We start from the raw sequence: 18,112 nt of genomic DNA on the forward strand, positions 1-18,112 counted from the left end.
ACGAGTATAAATAAAAAACACGCACAATTTATATTTTTATGTGGCAATATCCAAATTAATTTGCAAAATTTATGAAATTTACAAGGCAAATTATTTAAAAAATTATAAAAAAACATACTATCTCTTATATAGATAATGGCATGGTTTATTATGGTGTGTTAAGAGTCTTTTGTAAGGAGGATGAATGGCTGACGATATGTATGGTGCAAATCAGCAGGAATCCAATGAAACTGCAAATAATGGATATTACGAGCAGCAGGAACAGCCGACGCAACCAGCACAACCAACGCAAACAACGCAACCAGCACAAACATATAGCCCAGCTCCTGAATTCGGAGCTTACGGCCCAACAAATAACGAAAATGAAGTTGGTACAAACACTACACAGTATCCAGCTAACAATTACGCCGTAAACCAAAATAACGATGCGGATAATACAAATATCAACAATGCTCCTACGCAATACATTGGATCACAAAATTACTACGGAAATAATAATTTTAACGGCTTCGGAAATCCGTATAATTACGGCACAGACAATAATTCTTACCCAAATAATGAAGTTGGCAATCAAACACCAGCGCAGCAGAATTTTAACAATAATGCAAGTAACGAAGAAAATGAAAATATAGCAAAAACAAGCATTATTAGCACAAATGCAGCAAATACAAACGACACAAACAAAAAAGGTAACAAAAGAAAAACAAAAAGCTCTTCGTCAACTGCTTTTGTCGCCATTTTATCCTCCGCAATTTCTGCAATAGTTTGCGTAGTTGTAGTCCTATTTGTAGTCTCGCAAGGTCTTATTTCAATTCCACAAAGCGGCTCTTTCGCAAACATCGGCTCTCATTCTTCTGGCCCTGGGACCGCAGTAGTTAAAGGTGGTCAATCTCCAGATTGGCAAGGAGTTGCAAAAAATGTTTCCGGAGCCGTTGTTTCTATACAAACTCGTTTAGAGAAAGGCATGGGGAAGGGTTCTGGAGTAATCATTGATTCAAAAGGTTATGTTGTAACAAACAATCACGTAATTTCTGATGCAAAAGAAATTCAAGTAACCCTTTCTAATGGTCAAATTTATTCAGCTACATTAGTCGGAGCAGATAAAACTACTGATTTGGCAGTACTTAAATTAGACAATTCACCAAATAATTTAAAGACAGTCCAATTTGCAGATTCTAATCTACTTTCCGTTGGTGAACCAGTTATGGCAATCGGAAATCCGCTTGGATATGACGATACAGCTACCACAGGCATTGTTTCGGCTTTGAATCGTCCAGTATCAGTTATGGACGACCAAAGCCGCTCTGAAATTGTAACTAATGCAGTACAAATTGATGCAGCTATTAATCCAGGAAATTCGGGCGGCCCAACTTTTAACGCTGCCGGAAAAGTCATAGGTATTAATTCTTCTATTGCAGCAACATCAGCTCAAGGGGAAACTACAGGATCAATCGGCATCGGCTTTGCAATTCCAGCAAATTTGGTGAAGCGAGTAGTTACAGAAATTATTAAAAACGGTTCTGTAAAACACGTAGCACTGGGAATCATGATTAAAAGCACAGCAGTTGAGTCCGAAGGAATTACTCGCGGAGGAGCTCAAATTGTTTCTGTCAATCAAGGAAGCCCTGCTGAAAAAGCCGGACTCAAAGCCAATGACACTATTGTTGCCTTTGACGATAAGCCTGTATCCAATAATTACGCACTCCTCGGGTATGTGAGAGCAACAGCGTTCAATCAAAAAGCTACGCTCACAATAGTTCGTAACGGCAACACACTTAAGTTGCAAGTTACATTCAACCAAGAAGAAGCTGCTGTTAATGGCACAAATAAGCAAGAAAAGAAATTAAAGAAAAACCAAAAGAAGCCTAGTAAAAAACGCGGCAGTAAGTCGGACGATGACGACGATGACGATTTACAACAACGTGGAGATGACGATGGTGACGATGGTGGAATATTTGATCCATTCGGTTTCTGGTAAATAAAACCGCATGTTTTACATTAAAAGTAAAACATTGTAATAAAAGATGCCCCTAAATAAGTTACTTAACTTACGCAGGGGCATTTTCATAATGTAATTAAATATATTTAAATGTATTTATATAAATGCGCTAATTATTTTTTACGCTCGTATACAATAATTCTTCCTTCTGAGGTCCCTGCTTTCCAAGATGATTTTGTTTTAGCAATAGTACGCTCAGTATAATGGTCAATATTGTAGTTTAAATACACAAAATAATACCAAGGCTTATCTGATTCTGTGACAAAGAATTTAGGTTCTTTCTTTGCTTTGCAAGCATCCATTTCATTTGATGCCTGTTCTTGAGATGGCTGCTCATTTGTAATAAACGAGCTATTCTTATAGCTGCAATCAATAAGATTCTTTGAGAAATAAGGATTTGCTGTAATAAGCTGCCACGAATATTGATGAATATCTTCAAATTCAGGAACAATAACATTACCTTGTTTATCGGTCTTTTCGTCTTGATGCAGCCAAGACGTTACGAATCGCATGTTTTCAGCATGATTTTGCTTAATAAATTGCGCAAGTGCGCGCGAACCTGAATAGTCGAATCGAATATCGTTAACGCAAGAATACGCGTTCCAAATCAAGCTTGGGGACAATAAAACAACAGTAATAATGCCAGCAATAACTTTGTTTCCAACAGATTTACTTGCAGATCTACTGTTGCTATTTTCAGCTTTATTTGTATTTTTATTTACAACTTTGAATAACCTAAAAATAATCGTCGGCATATCTTTAGATTCCAGTGACTTACGCGCAATGCACATCCAAAGTTGAGCTACGAAGAATGCAAAAACGATTCCTGCGTGGTGCAAAGTGAAATACTGCGTAGCAACTACTGCAAAAGTCAAGTAAGGGAGTATCAAAGAAACAAGCATGCCCCTTCGATAAGCAATTCTTACGGCGAAAGCCCATATTAAAATCGAAATAATAACGCAAATAATCGCGGACGGTACGCTTAGTGTAAGTCTGCGTAAAGAGACATCGCCGGCAAATTGGGTAAACATACTTTCTGATGGCATAACGAAAATAAACGACAAGAATTGCGTAAGAGGAGAATTTCCGTCGAATGTTTCACGTGATGCAAAAGCATTAGCAGCAGGCCAAATGCAAATAATGCTTGCAATTCCAACTAAAGCAAGAATTATCCAGCTTACTAATCTGTTAATGTTAGAGAATATTTCAGCAAAAGCTTTTTTAATTCCTGCAGATTTTGCAGCTCGCCAAATCCAAGCTAAAGCAAAACCTGCCGATAAAGCAATACCGTACGCGCTGATTGCACATAAAAGTACAAGACTTAAAGCGAGTTTCCAAGTATCAGAAGGTTTAGAATCAGATTGTTTCCAATAATGTGCAACCATAAACAAAGCCGCGCAAAGAAGAGCATATGGACGCGAGGTAACGCCATATTGGAAGCACAAAAAATACGTAAATGGAAGCAAAAATACAGCCAATTTACTAAAAGGCGCGCGGAAAATAAGCCAGCCACCCAAAAGCGCAGTACATAAAAGCTGCACTCCTTTAAGACCTATCTCGTATGGCACTCCTGTTTTTGCAGGGATTGAAAGAAGCAAAGTCCAAAGCGGTGGATGGCCTTCATAATGTGGGCGAAGAGTTAACAAATCAGCAAACGAAGAATCGCGTGCAATAAGCCAACTTTGAGCTTCATCGAACCAAGGCTCATGGAAGCACATCACTACTACAACAACAGCCATGTACGCAATAAAAATAATCGCGCGCGCATGTTTTACGGACCATAGTTTATTTGGAATATTTAAAGTTTTAGTCGTATCCGTAGTTGCAGTTGCATCTGTAATAACTGCATTCGTATTCACAGTAGTATTTTCGCTCATAGTTGTTCTGTTTTCGCAGCCAAACGACGAGCGTTAGCAACAGCGTACAAACTAATGCCTGCTGCAACAGAAGCGTTAAGAGATTCAACCGCGCTAGAAATTGGGATTCCAGCAATAGCATCGCACGCTTCTCGTGTAAGGCGACTCATACCCTTGCCTTCGGAACCGAGCACAACAACTAACGGGTCAGTTTCAAAACCAGTTTCTCCAACAAGCTTATCGCCTCCGCCATCAAGACCAATTGCATACCATCCGCGCTCGCGCAAACTTTGAATTGCCTTATTTAAATTCACAACTCGAGCAACCGGCAAATGAGCTGCAGCACCGGCAGAAACTTTCCAAGCGGCAGCAGTTACGGAAGCACTTCTGCGCTCAGGTAAAATTACGCCATTAGCACCAAAAGCCGCTGCAGAACGAATAACAGCACCCAAATTTTGAGGATCTGTAACGCCGTCCAAAGCAATAAACAATGGTCGAGCATTAATGCGAGCAGAATCTGAATCAGCAGCTTCCATTGCGCGCGCCTTCTTTTCAGCGCGTTCAACCAACTCTTGCAAAGAGTGATACTGGTAAGGCTGAACTTTCAAAATAATGCCCTGATGATTCGTGCTATGTGCAATACGATCCATTTCAAGGCGATCCGCTTCAAGCAAACGCAAACCTTGCATGCCTGCTAACTTCACGATTTCGCGCGTGCGATCATCGTGCTCAATGCGATTAGCTACATACAATTGCGTGCTTGGAACTCCAACTCTTAAAGCCTCTAAAGCAGCATTGCGACCAATTACCAACTCGTCTGAATCGCTACCAAGCTTATCCACGCGACGACGCGCAGCCAAACGAGGATCCGCAAACGTGCGCTTAATAGCAGCCTTCTTAGCAAAATAAGCTTTGTGATACACGCGATCTTCAGCCTTCGGAGTAGGCCCTTTTCCGCGTAAAGCATTGCGATGTTTTCCACCCGACCCCTTGGTCGGTCCTTTTTTCGTAGTCATACTCCTATTCTCACATGCCCCCGAGGCATTGCTATTAATGGCTTTCTGGAGTCGGCAAAATTTGCTGATTCTAAGCTCGGCGCGTTGTATGGCATAATAGAACGGTACTTAATTGTTGCAAACTATTGCAATATTCCACAACCGCGCAATAGTTACAATACGAAGCGCTAAAAATAGCGTTAGCATTGCGATTATTGACTACTCCGCGGCACTCCCAAGGGGGAAGATATGGTTGATCACGCTCTTGATCAATCCAATAAAACGGCTGACGCTTCAGCTAATAGCAAAGATCCATCATTGTGTGATGTTCAACAAGTAGCTAAATCGCTTAACGTAGATATTTCATGCGGTTTAAGCTCTGAGGAAGCCACAAAAAGACTTGATCAATTCGGTCCGAATGCGCTTGCTGCTGCTCCTAAAATTCCAGCATGGAAACGATTCCTTGATCAATTTAAAGATCCGCTCGTTTACTTGCTTATTGCAGCAACTATTATTTCTGCAATCGCGTGGTTTGTTGAGCGCGCACAACATAAAGGAAACAGCGGTGGGGAGATTCTGCCGTTTGATTCAATCGTAATTATCATTATTTTGATTGCAAACGCAGTTCTTGGCTACATTCAAGAGTCGCGAGCAGAAGAAGCAGTCGAAGCTTTAGCTAGAATGAGCGCTCCGCAAACTTCAGTTTTGCGCGATGGTAGCGTGGTGCGCATTAATACTGCAGAAGTTGTGCCAGGCGATATTTTAGTGCTTGGCGAAGGCGATGCCGTGTCTGCAGACGGTCGACTTATAGCAGCAGCCTCCTTACGCGTAGCAGAAGCAAGCCTTACAGGCGAATCTGTAGCAGTAAGCAAACGCCCAAACACACTTTCGTCTGCAAAAGCTTTAGGCGATCGTACAAATATGGTTTTCAACGGAACTGCTGTTACACAAGGAACCGGTCGCGCTGTAGTCACCTCTACAGGCATGCGCACACAAGTTGGCAAAATCGCGGATATGCTTTCAAAATCAGATGACGAAGCAACACCTCTCGAGAAAGAAATGGTACACGTTTCTAAAGTTCTTGGAATTGCGGTGTGCATTATTGCGGCTGTTGTTCTTGCTTCCATGTGGCTGATTGAAGGCTTCCACAGTATTCAAGATATTATTGATTCTCTGCTGCTTTCTGTTTCCCTAGCTGTTGCTGCTGTTCCAGAAGGTTTAGCTGCGATTTTGACAGTAGTTCTTGCGCTTGGCGTGCAACGAATGGTGAAGCATCATGCTGTTGTAAAAAAGCTTTCATCCGTGGAAACACTTGGTTCTGCTTCTGTTATTTGCTCCGATAAAACAGGTACTTTAACTCGAAACGAGATGACTGTTGAGCGCGTAATAACACCTAGCGGCGAAGTTCAGCTTACAGGAAGCGGTTACAAGCCTGAAGGTCGCATGATATTAATTGGTTCTGTAGATGCTGACTTAGCAGTGCCGCAAAATCTTGCTACAGAAGTATTAGGCGCGTTAGGCTCCGGATGTTTAGCTAACGACGGCGATTTACACTATGACGAAACTACTAAAAGTTGGCAGCCTGTGGGAGACCCTACAGAAGTTTCGCTAGTAGTAGCAGCGCGTAAAACAAAGGCAGACAAACGTTACGCTCATTTGACTCGAGTTGCGGAAGTACCTTTTACTTCTGAACGCAAACGTATGTCTGTTGTTGTTAAAGATGGTTCGGATTCTGGAAATCTGATTGTTTGCGCTAAGGGCGCTCCGGACGTGCTGCTTTCTTATTGCACGCGTATTGCAGTAGCTGGTGCCGTGCGTCCGCTTACTGACGGCGATCGCGAAGATATTTTAGCAACTGTTGAACGTCTTTCTGGAGAAGCCTACCGCACGCTTGGAATGGCTTATAGGCCGCTTGGAGTCGATAGTCTTTCAAAAGTTGATGGCATGGTTTCTAACGCTGCAGGTCAAATCGCGGACGTTGCGGAACAAAGTGACGTACTAGAATCTGATTTGATTTGGAATGGTATGGTTGGAATTATTGATCCTCCGCGAATTGAAGTTCGAGATAGTGTAGCTCAAGCTCATCGCGCTGGAATCCGCACTGTTATGATTACAGGCGACCATCCTCTTACGGCTACGCGTATTGCTCGAGATCTTGGAATTATTGGAAAAGATGAGCATGCGCTTACAGGCGACGAACTTGACGAATTGCTTTCACGCAACGACGATAATATTGCTTTTGATGAAGCTATCAGTAAAACTAGCGTGTACGCGCGAGTAGCCCCTGAGCACAAGTTAGCTATCGTTTCTTCGCTTCAACGTCAAGGAAACATTGTTGCTATGACTGGTGACGGCGTAAACGATGCTCCAGCCGTAAAGTCTGCCGATATTGGCGTTGCTATGGGCATTACTGGTACAGAAGTAACTAAAGAGTCTGCCAAGATGATTTTGGCTGACGATAACTTCTCTACAATTGTTGCAGCAGTGCGCGAAGGTCGCGGAATTTTCGACAATATTCGTAAATTCTTGCGATACTTGCTCAGTTCTAACGTTGGCGAAGTCTGTACTGTTTTCGGCGGCGTTGTTTTCGCTGGCGCACTGGGAATTACACAGCCAAACTCTGTTGGCGTAACTTTGCCTTTGCTTGCAACTCAGCTTTTGTGGATTAACTTGCTTACGGATGCAGCTCCTGCACTCGCGATGGGCGTTGATCCGCAAACTGACGACGTAATGGATCGAAAGCCTCGAAAGCTTACCGATAGCGTTATTGACCGACGAATGTGGGGAGATATTGTATTTATCGGCATAATCATGGCTGCTATTACGTTAATCGGTATGGATATGCATTTGGCAGGTGGATTCTTTACGGACCGTTCTGTTGGAATTATGGATCACGCTGCTCAGCTTACTCACGCTCGCACAATGGGCTTCACAATTCTTGTGTTTGCGCAAATGCTGAATGCGTTAGCATCTCGTTCAGACTCACAAAGCGTATTTGTAGGCTTATTTGCAAATCGTTGGCTTTGGGGTGCTATAGCAGTTTCTGTTGTGCTCCAGTTGGCTGTAATTTACATACCGTTCTTGAATGAGCCATTTGGCACTGTTCCTTTGAGCGTAACGGAATGGTTCGAGTGCCTCGGTCTTTCAATGGTCGTGTTAATTGCTTCCGAACTTAGAAAGTGCTTCTTGCGTTTTCTTGCTAAGCGTAAAGCGGCTAAATCCTTAACTGCAGTTGCTTAAAAAGCAAGCAATTAGCTAAAAAATATCAGCTGATTTATAAATACGCGGTACAGTACGTAGTTTTCTTACATAACCTACGTCTCTGTGCCGCGTTTTGTGTTTTTATTTTCTATAAAATTTTTTGCTGATTGCTCATGAATATTTATTTGTTTTCAGGAAATAGCTTGCATCATAATCACAGACCGCGGCACGCGCTACAATTGTGCGTATTGTATTTTTCGCGCAAAATAGCAATAAATATTTCGTGCGAACAATGAAGTTGCTGATGTATAAGCTTTATTGCAAGGAGATTTGACGTCATGCTGTTGTCTGATCGCGACATTCTCAAAGCTCATGATGAGGGTCACATTGATTTGACCCCGTGGACCCCGGAAATGGTACAGCCAGCGTCAATTGACGTGCGCCTCGACCGTTTCTTCCGATTATTTAACAATCATGCTTACACGTATGTTGATCCTGCAGAAAATCAGGGAGAACTTACAGAACAGTTCGAGGTAGCTCCTGACGAGCCATGGATTCTTCATCCTGGAGAGTTCGCACTCGGCGCTACGTGGGAGTATGTAAAACTTGACGCTACTATTGCTGCACGTTTGGAAGGCAAAAGCTCGCTTGGTCGTCTTGGCATTTTGACACATTCCACAGCTGGCTTCATTGATCCAGGTTTCGAAGGTCATATTACTTTGGAGCTTTCAAACGTTAGCACTTTGCCAGTTAAACTTTGGCCTGGCATGAAGATTGGTCAAATGTGCTTCTTCCAGTTAAGCTCACCATGTAAAAACCCATACGGTTCAGCTGTTAACGGATCACACTATCAAGGTCAGCGCGGTCCAACTCCGTCACGTTCGTATGAACATTTCTATCGTGCTGATTTAAGCGAATAGTATTTTTAGAAAAATGATTCCGTTTTTAGAAAATTAATTCCTAAAATAGCAAGATTTAGAAGAAAAGTAGATAATTCTCAGGTAATTATCAGTTAGCGTTACTGTTCTGCTCAGAATAGTGTGGTTATATAATATTGTCGACAAAAAGACAGGTGCAAAGCACCTAAAAAAATTATTCTTTTCTTCTCTCCTTTATTTCCCCGGCGCATAGACGCCGGGGTTAAATTTTTTCCGCACGAAACGCCGAATTAACACTAAAAGGTTGACATTGTCACAGCTACGGCTAAACTTGTGCAACAAGATTGGAGGTTGATGAACATGAATACTCGTTTCTGGCGCAGCTGGCGTAGTTAAAAGCGAGTTCACATATCGGTGTGGGCTTGCTGATTTTAAACAAATCAACGGGGCTATGCCGGATTCATCATCAACATTATTTGAGCTGAATGGCATATAAGCTGCCATCCAGCTTTTTTATTATCTGAGCACACGCCCTTCAAAATTACAAAATAATCAACACAACAAATAACAAACCTAATGCCGATTTCCTCGGCACTCACAAGAAGGGCAAAATTATGGTAAACGCAGTTGAACAAAACATGTATTACGGTGAATTTGGCGGACAGTACGTACCAGATATGATTCGTCCAGCACTCGACGCAGTAGCAGCAGCTTACTTACAATACAAAGACGATCCAGAGTTCCGCAATGAATTGGCGGGATTATTAAAAGATTACGACGGTCGCGAAACACCTTTATACTATGCTGAATCTTTCACAAAATATTTAGGCGGCGCAAAAGTATATTTAAAGCGCGAAGATTTAAACCATCTCGGCGCTCACAAAATGAATAATGTTCTCGGACAAATTTTACTCGCTCAGCGCATGGGTAAAAAGCGCATTATCGCTGAAACCGGAGCCGGTCAGCATGGCGTTGCCACTGCTGCTGCAGCAGCACGATTCGGCATGGAATGCGAAATTTTTATGGGCGCACTTGATTGCGAACGCCAAAAACTTAACGTTTTTAGAATGACTTTGCTCGGTGCAAAAGTTCATGCTGTTCAAGAGGGCACAAAAACTTTAAAAGATGCTGTAACTGCAGCATTTATGGATTATGCACAGCACTTGGATGATACCTTCTACATCGTTGGTTCCGCAGTGGGACCTTACCCTTATCCACAAATGGTTCGCGATTTTCAAAGCGTTATTAGCAAAGAGTCAAGAAGGCAGATCCTAGAAAAAGAAGGCAGATTACCGAATGCTGTAATTGCTTGCATTGGTGGCGGTTCTAATGCAATTGGTTCTTTTGCAGCATATATTGATGATCCGTCTGTACGATTGATTGGTGCTGAAGGCGCAGGTAAAGGTGCTGATACTCCTCAAAATGCTGCTACTATGACGAATGGAAAAATTGGCATTACGGACGGCATGAAAACTTATGTTCTTATGGATGATGACGGTAACGAGCTTCCAGCCTACTCTATTTCTGCAGGATTAGATTATCCTGGAGTCGGCCCAGAACATTCATATTTAAAGGATTCTGGTCGCGCAGAATACTACGCGATCACTGATGATGAAGCAGTTCAAGCTTTCCGCGCACTTTCTAGAGTCGAAGGAATCATCCCAGCTTTGGAAAGCTCACACGCAATAGCACAAGCTATGAAGATGGTTCCAAAGATGAGTAAGGATGACATTGTTTTAGTAACAGTTTCCGGCCGTGGAGATAAGGATGTGAATCAAGTAGCACGCTATCTTGGCATTGAATTATAAATCATTAATTTAGCAACAAATAAAACGAGGCAAATAAAACGAGGCAGTAACTCTCAAAATAAAGTGAGAATAAAAGAAAAGTAAGAGAAGAAGAATACGGCACTTCTGTAGCTAACTTAGCAAACAGAAGTGCCTATTTTCATTTTTAAACAGAATATCCTACTTATTTTTTATGCAAATCAGAACATGCTGAACTAATTATTTTGCACAATTCTTCCATAATTTTGTCTACTGGAGAAGCTGCACGCCAATTCAAATATAACGATCGATAAGGTTTAGGATTCTTAAACTCACGCAACGTCAAACCAATTGGTTGCACAATTGGAGGTACAGTTGCAAGACGCGGCAATAATGTCACATCTTTGCTACCTATAACCATATATCGCAAAGTTTCTAACGACGTTGCCCTAAATTCTGATTGTTTCGCACCTACTTTTTGGCATACATCGAGCATGCTTCTACGCATACAGTGCCCATCTTCTAATAAAAGCACTTTCTGAGTAGACAAATCTGAAAGTTCAATTGGTTTACTCTCGTGGCCTAGCAAAGAATTTGTAGAAGCCGCAAGAAGAAAATCTTCGTCAAAAACATGACACACTTTTATTGAAGGCGCATTCAAACTTTCGCTTAATATAACTGCGTCGACTTGACCACTATCTAGCAAATCAATAAGTTTCGCTGATTTTTCTTCTATAAAACGAATAGTAAGTTTTGGTTTTAAACGCCTGAGTGCAGGCATAATTCTTGGAAGTAAGTATGGTCCTAACGTTGGGAACACACCCAAAACCACTGTAGATGACCATGGATCTTCTGAACGTCTTGCAGCTTGTCGAATACGTGACATATCTGCCTGAATACGTTTAGCGTAATAAACCACTTCCCTCCCAGCAGGAGTTAAGATTTGTTTCCCGGGAGTGCGCTCAATAAGTTCTACGTCTAAAGTCTCTTCAAGTTTTTTAATTTGCGTTGAAAGAGTAGGCTGAGAGACGCGCATACGAACAGCCGCCTTGGTAAAGCTTCCTTCTTGTGCAAAAGCTATTAGATATTCTAACGCTCTAATATTCATAAGACGCCTCCCATTGTTTATTGCATAATAAATTTTATAAATTATTTATTTTGCGGGTTGCGGATAAGATAGTCAAATGCAGATAACGCAGCATTGGCTCCAGAACCATACGCTGTAACGATCTGCTTATACGGTTCGTCTGAACAATCTCCAGCAGCAAAAACACCCGGAGTATCAGTGCATCCAGCGCGATTCGTAATAATTTCTCCTCGATTATTAAGAGAAATATTATTTGCAAGCCAACGAGTATTCGGAGCTAAACCAATTTGCACAAAAACCCCATCGGTTTCAACAATATGTTCTTCGTTTTCATCATTGTCTGCTTTATTGCGATCTATGTAACGTATTGCAGTAACTTTACTACCACTACCTTCAATACTGCTTACTGCAGCACTTGTAATAACTTCAGTGTTAGGTAATTTATGCAAAGCATTAAGCAATACTTGATCCGCTTTAAGCACATCCATGAACTCAATCACAGTAACGTGTTTTGCAACTCCTGCTAAATCAATAGCAGCTTCAACACCAGAATTTCCACCGCCAACAACGACAACATTCTTATCTTTGAAAAGTGGACCGTCGCAATGAGGACAGAATGATACGCCTCTATTCCTATACTCATCTTCTCCAGGAACGCCCAACGTACGCCAAGTCGCGCCAGTTGCAATAATCACTGCACGCGCTTTCAAAGATCCGCCAGAACGCGCATGAATAGTATGTAACCCATATGGTTCCTTAGATAAATCGAGCGAGTCTGCCCAATCAGGAGTAAATACGTCAATATCGTATTGAGAAATATGCTTAGTTAAATCTGCTGCTAGTTGAGAACCAGTCGTATGAGTTTGTGAAATATGATTTTCAATACTTTCAGTTTCTACAACCTGGCCGCCACGATGATCCATAATCATAGCCGTACGCAAGCCCTTGCGAGCAGTGTAAATTGCGGCAGCAGAAGCAGCAGGACCGCCGCCAATAATAACAATATCGTATGGATTTTGCGAATTCATTTTTTCTGCGAGCGCAACATTTGCCGAAGAAACGCTATTACCATTATTGCCATCCTCATCCTGCTCAACAGATTTTTCTTGTGATGCAAGCACAGATACAAGTTCGTCAATTCCTGCTCGTCCGGAGGAAATAAGTTTGCCATTTTCAAAAACTGCTGGCACGCTCATTACACCAAGTTTATCTACTTCTTCGCGGAAAGCGCTACCTTCAACTACAGTATGCTGAACTTTAGGGTTAATAATAGAAATGGTATTAAGCGATTGCACAACTTCTGGGCAATTCAGGCAAGTTACCGACATGTATGTTGTCACATTGTGTGAACCAAGCTTTAGTATTGCATCGCGTTGCTCATCACTAATTTTTGGCGCATAGCCACTTACTTGTAGAAGTGCTAGTACTAAAGAGCTGAATTCGTGCCCTAAAGGCAATCCCGCAAAACTAATCGATACAGTGGATTCTCCATTTACTGGATTATCTAGTTTTCTACGCAATTCAAAGCTTGGCTTACGCTTTACATTGCTAATTTTATTATTATTTACTTCAGAAATACTAATTTTGTCACTTTGTTGAGATACTTCTTCTAGTAAGGATTTAACTTTTTGAGATGTTTCAGAATTATCAACGTAAGAAACGATTTCTATTTTAGATACCATCTTTTTTAGTAATTCTGAAAGCTGAGCAGTTAATGACGCATTCAACAAAGACATAATTTACTTCCTTCGGTAATTTTAGTCACAAGTAAAAATAAGCGAATGCGTAGGAAACTATGAACGTAGCTCCCTACGCATTGAGAATATTCTTTAAAAAGATTCTTTAATATTTAATTGCAAAAATCAGATTTTGCCGACTAAATCGATAGAAGGTTCCAAGGTTTCTTCGCCCTGCTCCCATTTTGCTGGGCAAACTTCGCCTGGGTGCGCTGCAATATACTGTGCTGCTTTAACTTTACGAAGGAGCTCGTCGGCGTTACGACCAATTCCGTCTGCGGTCATCTCAAAGAACTGAATCATACCTTGCGGATCTACGAGGAACGTAGCACGGTGAGCTAAACCGGATTCTTGATTCCAAGCGTCAAAATTACGCGAAAGAGCTCCAGAAGGATCACCCAACATAGTGTACTTTACTTTTGCAATTGCTTCAGAATCGTCATGCCATGCTTTGTGTACAAAATGTGTATCCGTAGAGACTGAGTAAACTTCAACGCCTAGCTTTTGCAATTCCTCATAGTGGTTTGCAAGATCTTCCAATTCAGTTGGGCATACGAATGAAAAATCAGCTGGATAGAAGAAGAAAATTGCCCATTTGCCAAGAACATCAGTATCGTTTACTTCAACAAATTCGCCATTCTTATAACCATTTACTTTGAATGGAAGAATATGTGTGTTCATTAAACTCATATCATTCTCCTAAATAGGTCATTTGCGCCTTCGTTGCGCTTTTATTTTCATTATTAAGAATAGATTATGGCTATTGATAATTCTAGTTATATAGATGTTTTCTATGGCTCTTATACACATCGTCAATGATTTTAGTAAACAAAAAGGAGCAACAACATTTATTTAGAAGTATGGACTTTTGTTTATGTAGACTATACAATTGACGAATTGTGTAGAATAGCAATTGTGGCGGCAAAATAAATTTCGATTAATTTATATAACGCACGTAGTTAACAAAGAGGTGCTACAAATCGTAAACAGTCGTCCTATACATTTGTTGACTACAAAACTAAACAAAATATGGGAGGATACTATGAAACGCAATGCAGTAACAGGGTTCCTAACTAGCCTATGCATGCTCTTGAGCCTATCTGCTTTCGCAATGCCAGCAATGGCAACAACCGCAGATAATTATGCAAAAACTCCACTTACTGCTGAAACAGCTAAACAAATCGCAAATGGAACTATAGGCTTAGATTTACCTGGGGCTTTGGATATGTCTTTATATCACAAGAAGCCTCTTGATCCGCAAGCTGATTTAGATGGTGACGGCTTAACTAATAGTCAGGAAATTTACACTTACACTAAAGACGGTAAGACTTATTATGGGTACAATTCTCACCCTATGATGAACGATACCGACGGCGATGGTATTCCAGATAATCAAGACAGCAATCCTCGCAGGTGGGATATTAGTCCTCGCGATATGGCTTTATTCTCTGAACTTTCTTATCGAGATGATAATTACATAAATAAGGTACTCGATTACACTAAACCGCTTCACGACATTTACAAAAATCGCAATGAGTACCGCCTTATGCACAACGAGCTTGCACCATTCTGGAAAGTTAAAGAAACCTACCACAAGAGGGGAGGATTTGATGCTGTTTTGTTTGAAAATGTAAGTCCATACCCATTCTTAGAACAAGGCACTGTTCAAGTACTAGCAATTCGTGGAACTTCCCAATTTAATGATTACGATGATGATTTTGCAATAGCTGTAGGTCATAACCCAGATCAAGCTAAAGATGTTGAGCAGTTGATTGAGCGTTATGGTCGCGAAAATACTGTTAGCAATTTGTATATTACCGGACATTCCCTCGGAGGGTATCTTGCACAGCGTGCTTTAATTCGTGCTAAAGGCAAAGGCTACAACTGGATTAAGAAAATTTACACATTCAATTCACCACAAATTTGGGGAAATATTTTCAACCGTTGGTTACGTACCGTCGCCAATACTGGCAATAAGCTCACTCGAGAAGGTTACGCTGTTCATTACAAAGTAGACAACGACAAGGTTATTCGTTCTGTTGGCAATTTTGCTGGAGCTATAAGCGTCGGCAATTCTGCGCAAGGACATAGCTCTCGAAGCTATCTTGAGGCTCGTATGAACAATTTCCCAGGTTTCACCGTAGGTACTAGAGGAGATATTTCTGGCACTGGACGTTGGATGGAAGAACTTAACAACTTCTACGATGTTCGCACGTTCTAATTACTGCTAATTAAGGATTGCTAATTAGCACCAGCAATAGATAGCTACCTCGTGTAATTTATTAACAATAAGCTAAGCGCTGATTTACCGATGATTCATTAATATCCCAAGTAGCTCAGCGCTTTTCCTATATCAATTAATCTAATGAAATTCTTTCCTATTACACCGCATAAGCTTAAGTATTAACTTTTGGTACTTATTAAAATTATCTGATTCAACTAGATACAATTTTATGAAGTTGTTAAATCTGATAAAATCAACACGTTGAGCTAAATCTGTTGTGCTGCTCGCAAAAATATTTTCAAAATAAAGTAGAAGTCTGTACAAAAAGTAAGGAATAGCAGTATGAGAAAAGTAAGTACCATTCACACAATTAGTGGAATTGTATTAGCTTTTGGTTTGATTGTTTCATCTCTGATTTACGTACCTTCGTTAGCAACAACCGCAGTTGCAGAAGAAACATCACCAATTCACACTCCTTTGACTGCACAAACTGCTCACGACATTTCTACTGGTCGAATTCGTTTGGAAAATAATCAGATTGATTCTTTGCTTTACCATAAAGCCGCGCTAGATCCAGATCAAGATAGCGATGGCGACGGTCTGAAGAACAGCGAAGAGCTTTACACTTACGTAAAAAACGGACGCACATATTACGGATATAATTCGCATCCACTTATTAAGGACACCGACGGCGACGGGTTAGATGACAAAAACGATAACAATCCTCGCAGGTGGGATATTAGCCCTCGCGATATGGCGCTTTTTATGGAGCTTGTGTATAGGGAAGACAGTTACGTCAAAGAAGTACTTGACTACTCAAGACCACTCACTAAAATTTACAAAAATCGCAACGAATACAAGCTTATGCATAACGAGCTTGCGCCATTCTGGAAAGTCAAAGAAACATACCACTTTGGAAGCGGATTTGATGCTATTCTTTTTGAAAATGTAAATCCTGCATACCCATTTATTGAGCAAAACGGCGTGCAAGTTCTTGCAATCCGAGGAACTGAAAGCGGCGGAGATTTTACTAATGACATTAAACTAGCAATTGGATTAAACCCGAGCCAAGCTTTAGATGTAAACAATGTGATGGATAAAATCAATAGAGAAAAACTTGCTACTAATTTATATATAACAGGGCATTCTCTCGGAGGTTATTTATCTCAACGTGCTTTAATTTACGCTAAACAAAAAAATTACCAATGGATTACAAAGGCCTATACTTTTAACGCTCCGAGGATCAAAGGTAATATATTCAACAAATGGCTTTGGGAAACATCTGATTTTGGCGATCAATTAACAAAAGAGGGTTATGCTGTTCATTACAAGGTTGATAATGATAAAGTAATAGGACCAATAGGAAACCTTAACGGCGCAATAAGCATAGGAAGATCTGGAGAAGGTCACGGATCTCGTAGTTACTTTGAGCCTAGAATGGATAGTTTCGAAGGATTCACAGTTGGCGAACGCAATAAAATTGAAGGAACCGGTCGCAAAATTGCTGCACTCGACGGATTAGTTAACGAACCAGTTATTAAAACTGACGAACAATCTTTCGAACCTAAAATTGAAAACATAGACATTTTTGAAAACGATAAGTTACCAAAAGTAACAGATTATCTTCTTAATGCATCAGACAGACCGCAAGGATCTACCATTACAGATATTACAGATAAAACTTCTATTAACACTTCTAAAAGTGGAAAATACGAAGGTAAAATATTACTTGCATTATCTGATAATTCAGTAAAAACTATTATAGTTCCAATAATTATTCATAAGCGATTGGCTAATATCGAGGAACTTCCAAATGTTACTGCTGAACCTGGCAAGAAAATAGAAGTCAAAAAAGACAATAAAATCCCCGATAATTTCGACTTCAAACCATACTTAAAAAACTTACCAGAAAACAGCACAGTACAAGTTGTAAAACAACCAAACACAACAAACACTGGAGAAACAACATTTATCGTAGAAATAACCTTTGCAAACAAAGCAAAACAGAAAGTAACTCTTAAAGCTCACGTTGTAGAAATCATTCCAGCAACACCACTAAACCCAGCTAAAAAACTCATACCAGGCAAAACCATTACTCCGATTCCAAATGTTACTGCTGAACCTGGCAAGAAAATAGAAGTCAAAAAAGACAATAAAATCCCCGATAATTTCGACTTCAAACCATACTTAAAAAACTTACCAGAAAACAGCACAGTACAAGTTGTAAAACAACCAAACACAACAAACACTGGAGAAACAACATTTATCGTAGAAATAACCTTTGCAAACAAAGCAAAACAGAAAGTAACTCTTAAAGCTCACGTTGTAGAAATCATTCCAGCAACACCACTAAACCCAGCTAAAAAACTC

General features: G+C 40.6%; 11 protein-coding genes (1 of these 11 cut by a window edge). 6 read left to right on the plus strand and 5 right to left on the minus strand.

What is annotated here, in order from left to right; genetic code table 11:
• The first annotated feature begins 184 nt into the window (after positions 1 to 184).
• Complete coding sequence (locus DOD25_RS05225) at positions 185 to 1,978, plus strand: S1C family serine protease (protein ID WP_112928824.1); 1,794 nt, start codon at positions 185 to 187, stop codon at positions 1,976 to 1,978.
• A gap of 134 nt (positions 1,979 to 2,112) precedes the next feature.
• Here DOD25_RS05225 and DOD25_RS05230 read toward each other — a convergent pair whose 3' ends face one another.
• The gene (locus tag DOD25_RS05230) at positions 2,113 to 3,876 is read right to left on the minus strand and encodes an ABC transporter ATP-binding protein (protein WP_112928825.1); all 1,764 of its coding nucleotides are present in this window, start codon (positions 3,874 to 3,876) and stop codon (positions 2,113 to 2,115) included.
• Positions 3,873 to 4,871 (minus strand): 23S rRNA (guanosine(2251)-2'-O)-methyltransferase RlmB, encoded by a 999-nt coding sequence (gene rlmB, locus DOD25_RS05235; RefSeq protein WP_004106172.1) that lies wholly within the window; start codon positions 4,869 to 4,871, stop codon positions 3,873 to 3,875. Before rlmB ends, DOD25_RS05230 begins: the two co-directional genes overlap by 4 nt.
• A gap of 228 nt (positions 4,872 to 5,099) precedes the next feature.
• Here rlmB and DOD25_RS05245 point away from each other — a divergent pair, with 228 nt between their 5' ends.
• The 3 genes from DOD25_RS05245 to trpB all read left to right on the plus strand — a co-directional run bounded on the left by DOD25_RS05245 (position 5,100) and on the right by trpB (position 10,737).
• Positions 5,100 to 8,090 carry a cation-translocating P-type ATPase gene (locus DOD25_RS05245; RefSeq protein ID WP_112928826.1) on the plus strand — a complete coding sequence of 997 codons (2,991 nt, stop codon included), beginning with the start codon at positions 5,100 to 5,102 and terminating at the stop codon, positions 8,088 to 8,090.
• Between the two features lie 299 nt (positions 8,091 to 8,389).
• Entirely contained in the window at positions 8,390 to 8,971 is a 582-nt protein-coding gene (gene dcd, locus DOD25_RS05250; protein ID WP_064340247.1) for a dCTP deaminase, read from the plus strand.
• A 572-nt stretch (positions 8,972 to 9,543) separates the two neighbouring features.
• A complete protein-coding gene (gene trpB / locus DOD25_RS05260) occupies positions 9,544 to 10,737 on the plus strand; it encodes a tryptophan synthase subunit beta (RefSeq protein ID WP_004106157.1) in 1,194 nt (397 codons plus the stop codon).
• Between the two features lie 163 nt (positions 10,738 to 10,900).
• On the opposite strand, the gene DOD25_RS05265 is transcribed toward trpB, so the two are convergent.
• From DOD25_RS05265 to ahpC, 3 genes are all read right to left on the minus strand, one after another.
• On the minus strand, positions 10,901 to 11,803 hold the full coding sequence (locus DOD25_RS05265) for a LysR substrate-binding domain-containing protein (RefSeq protein ID WP_004106155.1): 903 nt from the start codon (positions 11,801 to 11,803) through the stop codon (positions 10,901 to 10,903).
• A 41-nt stretch (positions 11,804 to 11,844) separates the two neighbouring features.
• The gene (gene ahpF, locus DOD25_RS05270) at positions 11,845 to 13,518 is read right to left on the minus strand and encodes an alkyl hydroperoxide reductase subunit F (RefSeq protein WP_101892168.1); all 1,674 of its coding nucleotides are present in this window, start codon (positions 13,516 to 13,518) and stop codon (positions 11,845 to 11,847) included.
• 126 nt (positions 13,519 to 13,644) lie between these two features.
• A complete protein-coding gene (gene ahpC, locus DOD25_RS05275; protein WP_032842454.1) occupies positions 13,645 to 14,208 on the minus strand; it encodes an alkyl hydroperoxide reductase subunit C in 564 nt (187 codons plus the stop codon).
• A gap of 352 nt (positions 14,209 to 14,560) precedes the next feature.
• On the opposite strand from ahpC, the gene DOD25_RS05280 reads away from it, so the two are divergent.
• Together DOD25_RS05280 and DOD25_RS06520 are read left to right on the plus strand one after the other, a co-directional pair.
• Positions 14,561 to 15,739, plus strand: coding sequence for a lipase family protein (locus tag DOD25_RS05280; RefSeq protein ID WP_004119768.1), 1,179 nt, complete (start codon positions 14,561 to 14,563; stop codon positions 15,737 to 15,739).
• Between the two features lie 345 nt (positions 15,740 to 16,084).
• A protein-coding gene (locus DOD25_RS06520; protein WP_162720541.1) for a Rib/alpha-like domain-containing protein crosses the window boundary here: on the plus strand, positions 16,085 to 18,112 show its 5' portion. 39 nt of this gene lie beyond the right edge of the window; only the first 2,028 of its 2,067 coding nucleotides appear in the window; it begins with the start codon at positions 16,085 to 16,087; its stop codon lies beyond the right edge, outside the window.

It is taken from the genome of Gardnerella leopoldii (genome assembly GCF_003293675.1).
In the GTDB taxonomy this organism is placed as follows: domain Bacteria; phylum Actinomycetota; class Actinomycetes; order Actinomycetales; family Bifidobacteriaceae; genus Bifidobacterium; species Bifidobacterium leopoldii.

Coding starts and splice junctions, on each gene's coding strand:
- DOD25_RS05225 (WP_112928824.1), top strand. CDS start 185: ATGGCTGACGATATGTATGGTGCAAATCAGCAGGAATCCAATGAAACT.
- DOD25_RS05230 (WP_112928825.1), bottom strand. CDS start 3,876: ATGAGCGAAAATACTACTGTGAATACGAATGCAGTTATTACAGATGCA.
- rlmB (WP_004106172.1), bottom strand. CDS start 4,871: ATGACTACGAAAAAAGGACCGACCAAGGGGTCGGGTGGAAAACATCGC.
- DOD25_RS05245 (WP_112928826.1), top strand. CDS start 5,100: ATGGTTGATCACGCTCTTGATCAATCCAATAAAACGGCTGACGCTTCA.
- dcd (WP_064340247.1), top strand. CDS start 8,390: ATGCTGTTGTCTGATCGCGACATTCTCAAAGCTCATGATGAGGGTCAC.
- trpB (WP_004106157.1), top strand. CDS start 9,544: ATGGTAAACGCAGTTGAACAAAACATGTATTACGGTGAATTTGGCGGA.
- DOD25_RS05265 (WP_004106155.1), bottom strand. CDS start 11,803: ATGAATATTAGAGCGTTAGAATATCTAATAGCTTTTGCACAAGAAGGA.
- ahpF (WP_101892168.1), bottom strand. CDS start 13,518: ATGTCTTTGTTGAATGCGTCATTAACTGCTCAGCTTTCAGAATTACTA.
- ahpC (WP_032842454.1), bottom strand. CDS start 14,208: ATGAGTTTAATGAACACACATATTCTTCCATTCAAAGTAAATGGTTAT.
- DOD25_RS05280 (WP_004119768.1), top strand. CDS start 14,561: ATGAAACGCAATGCAGTAACAGGGTTCCTAACTAGCCTATGCATGCTC.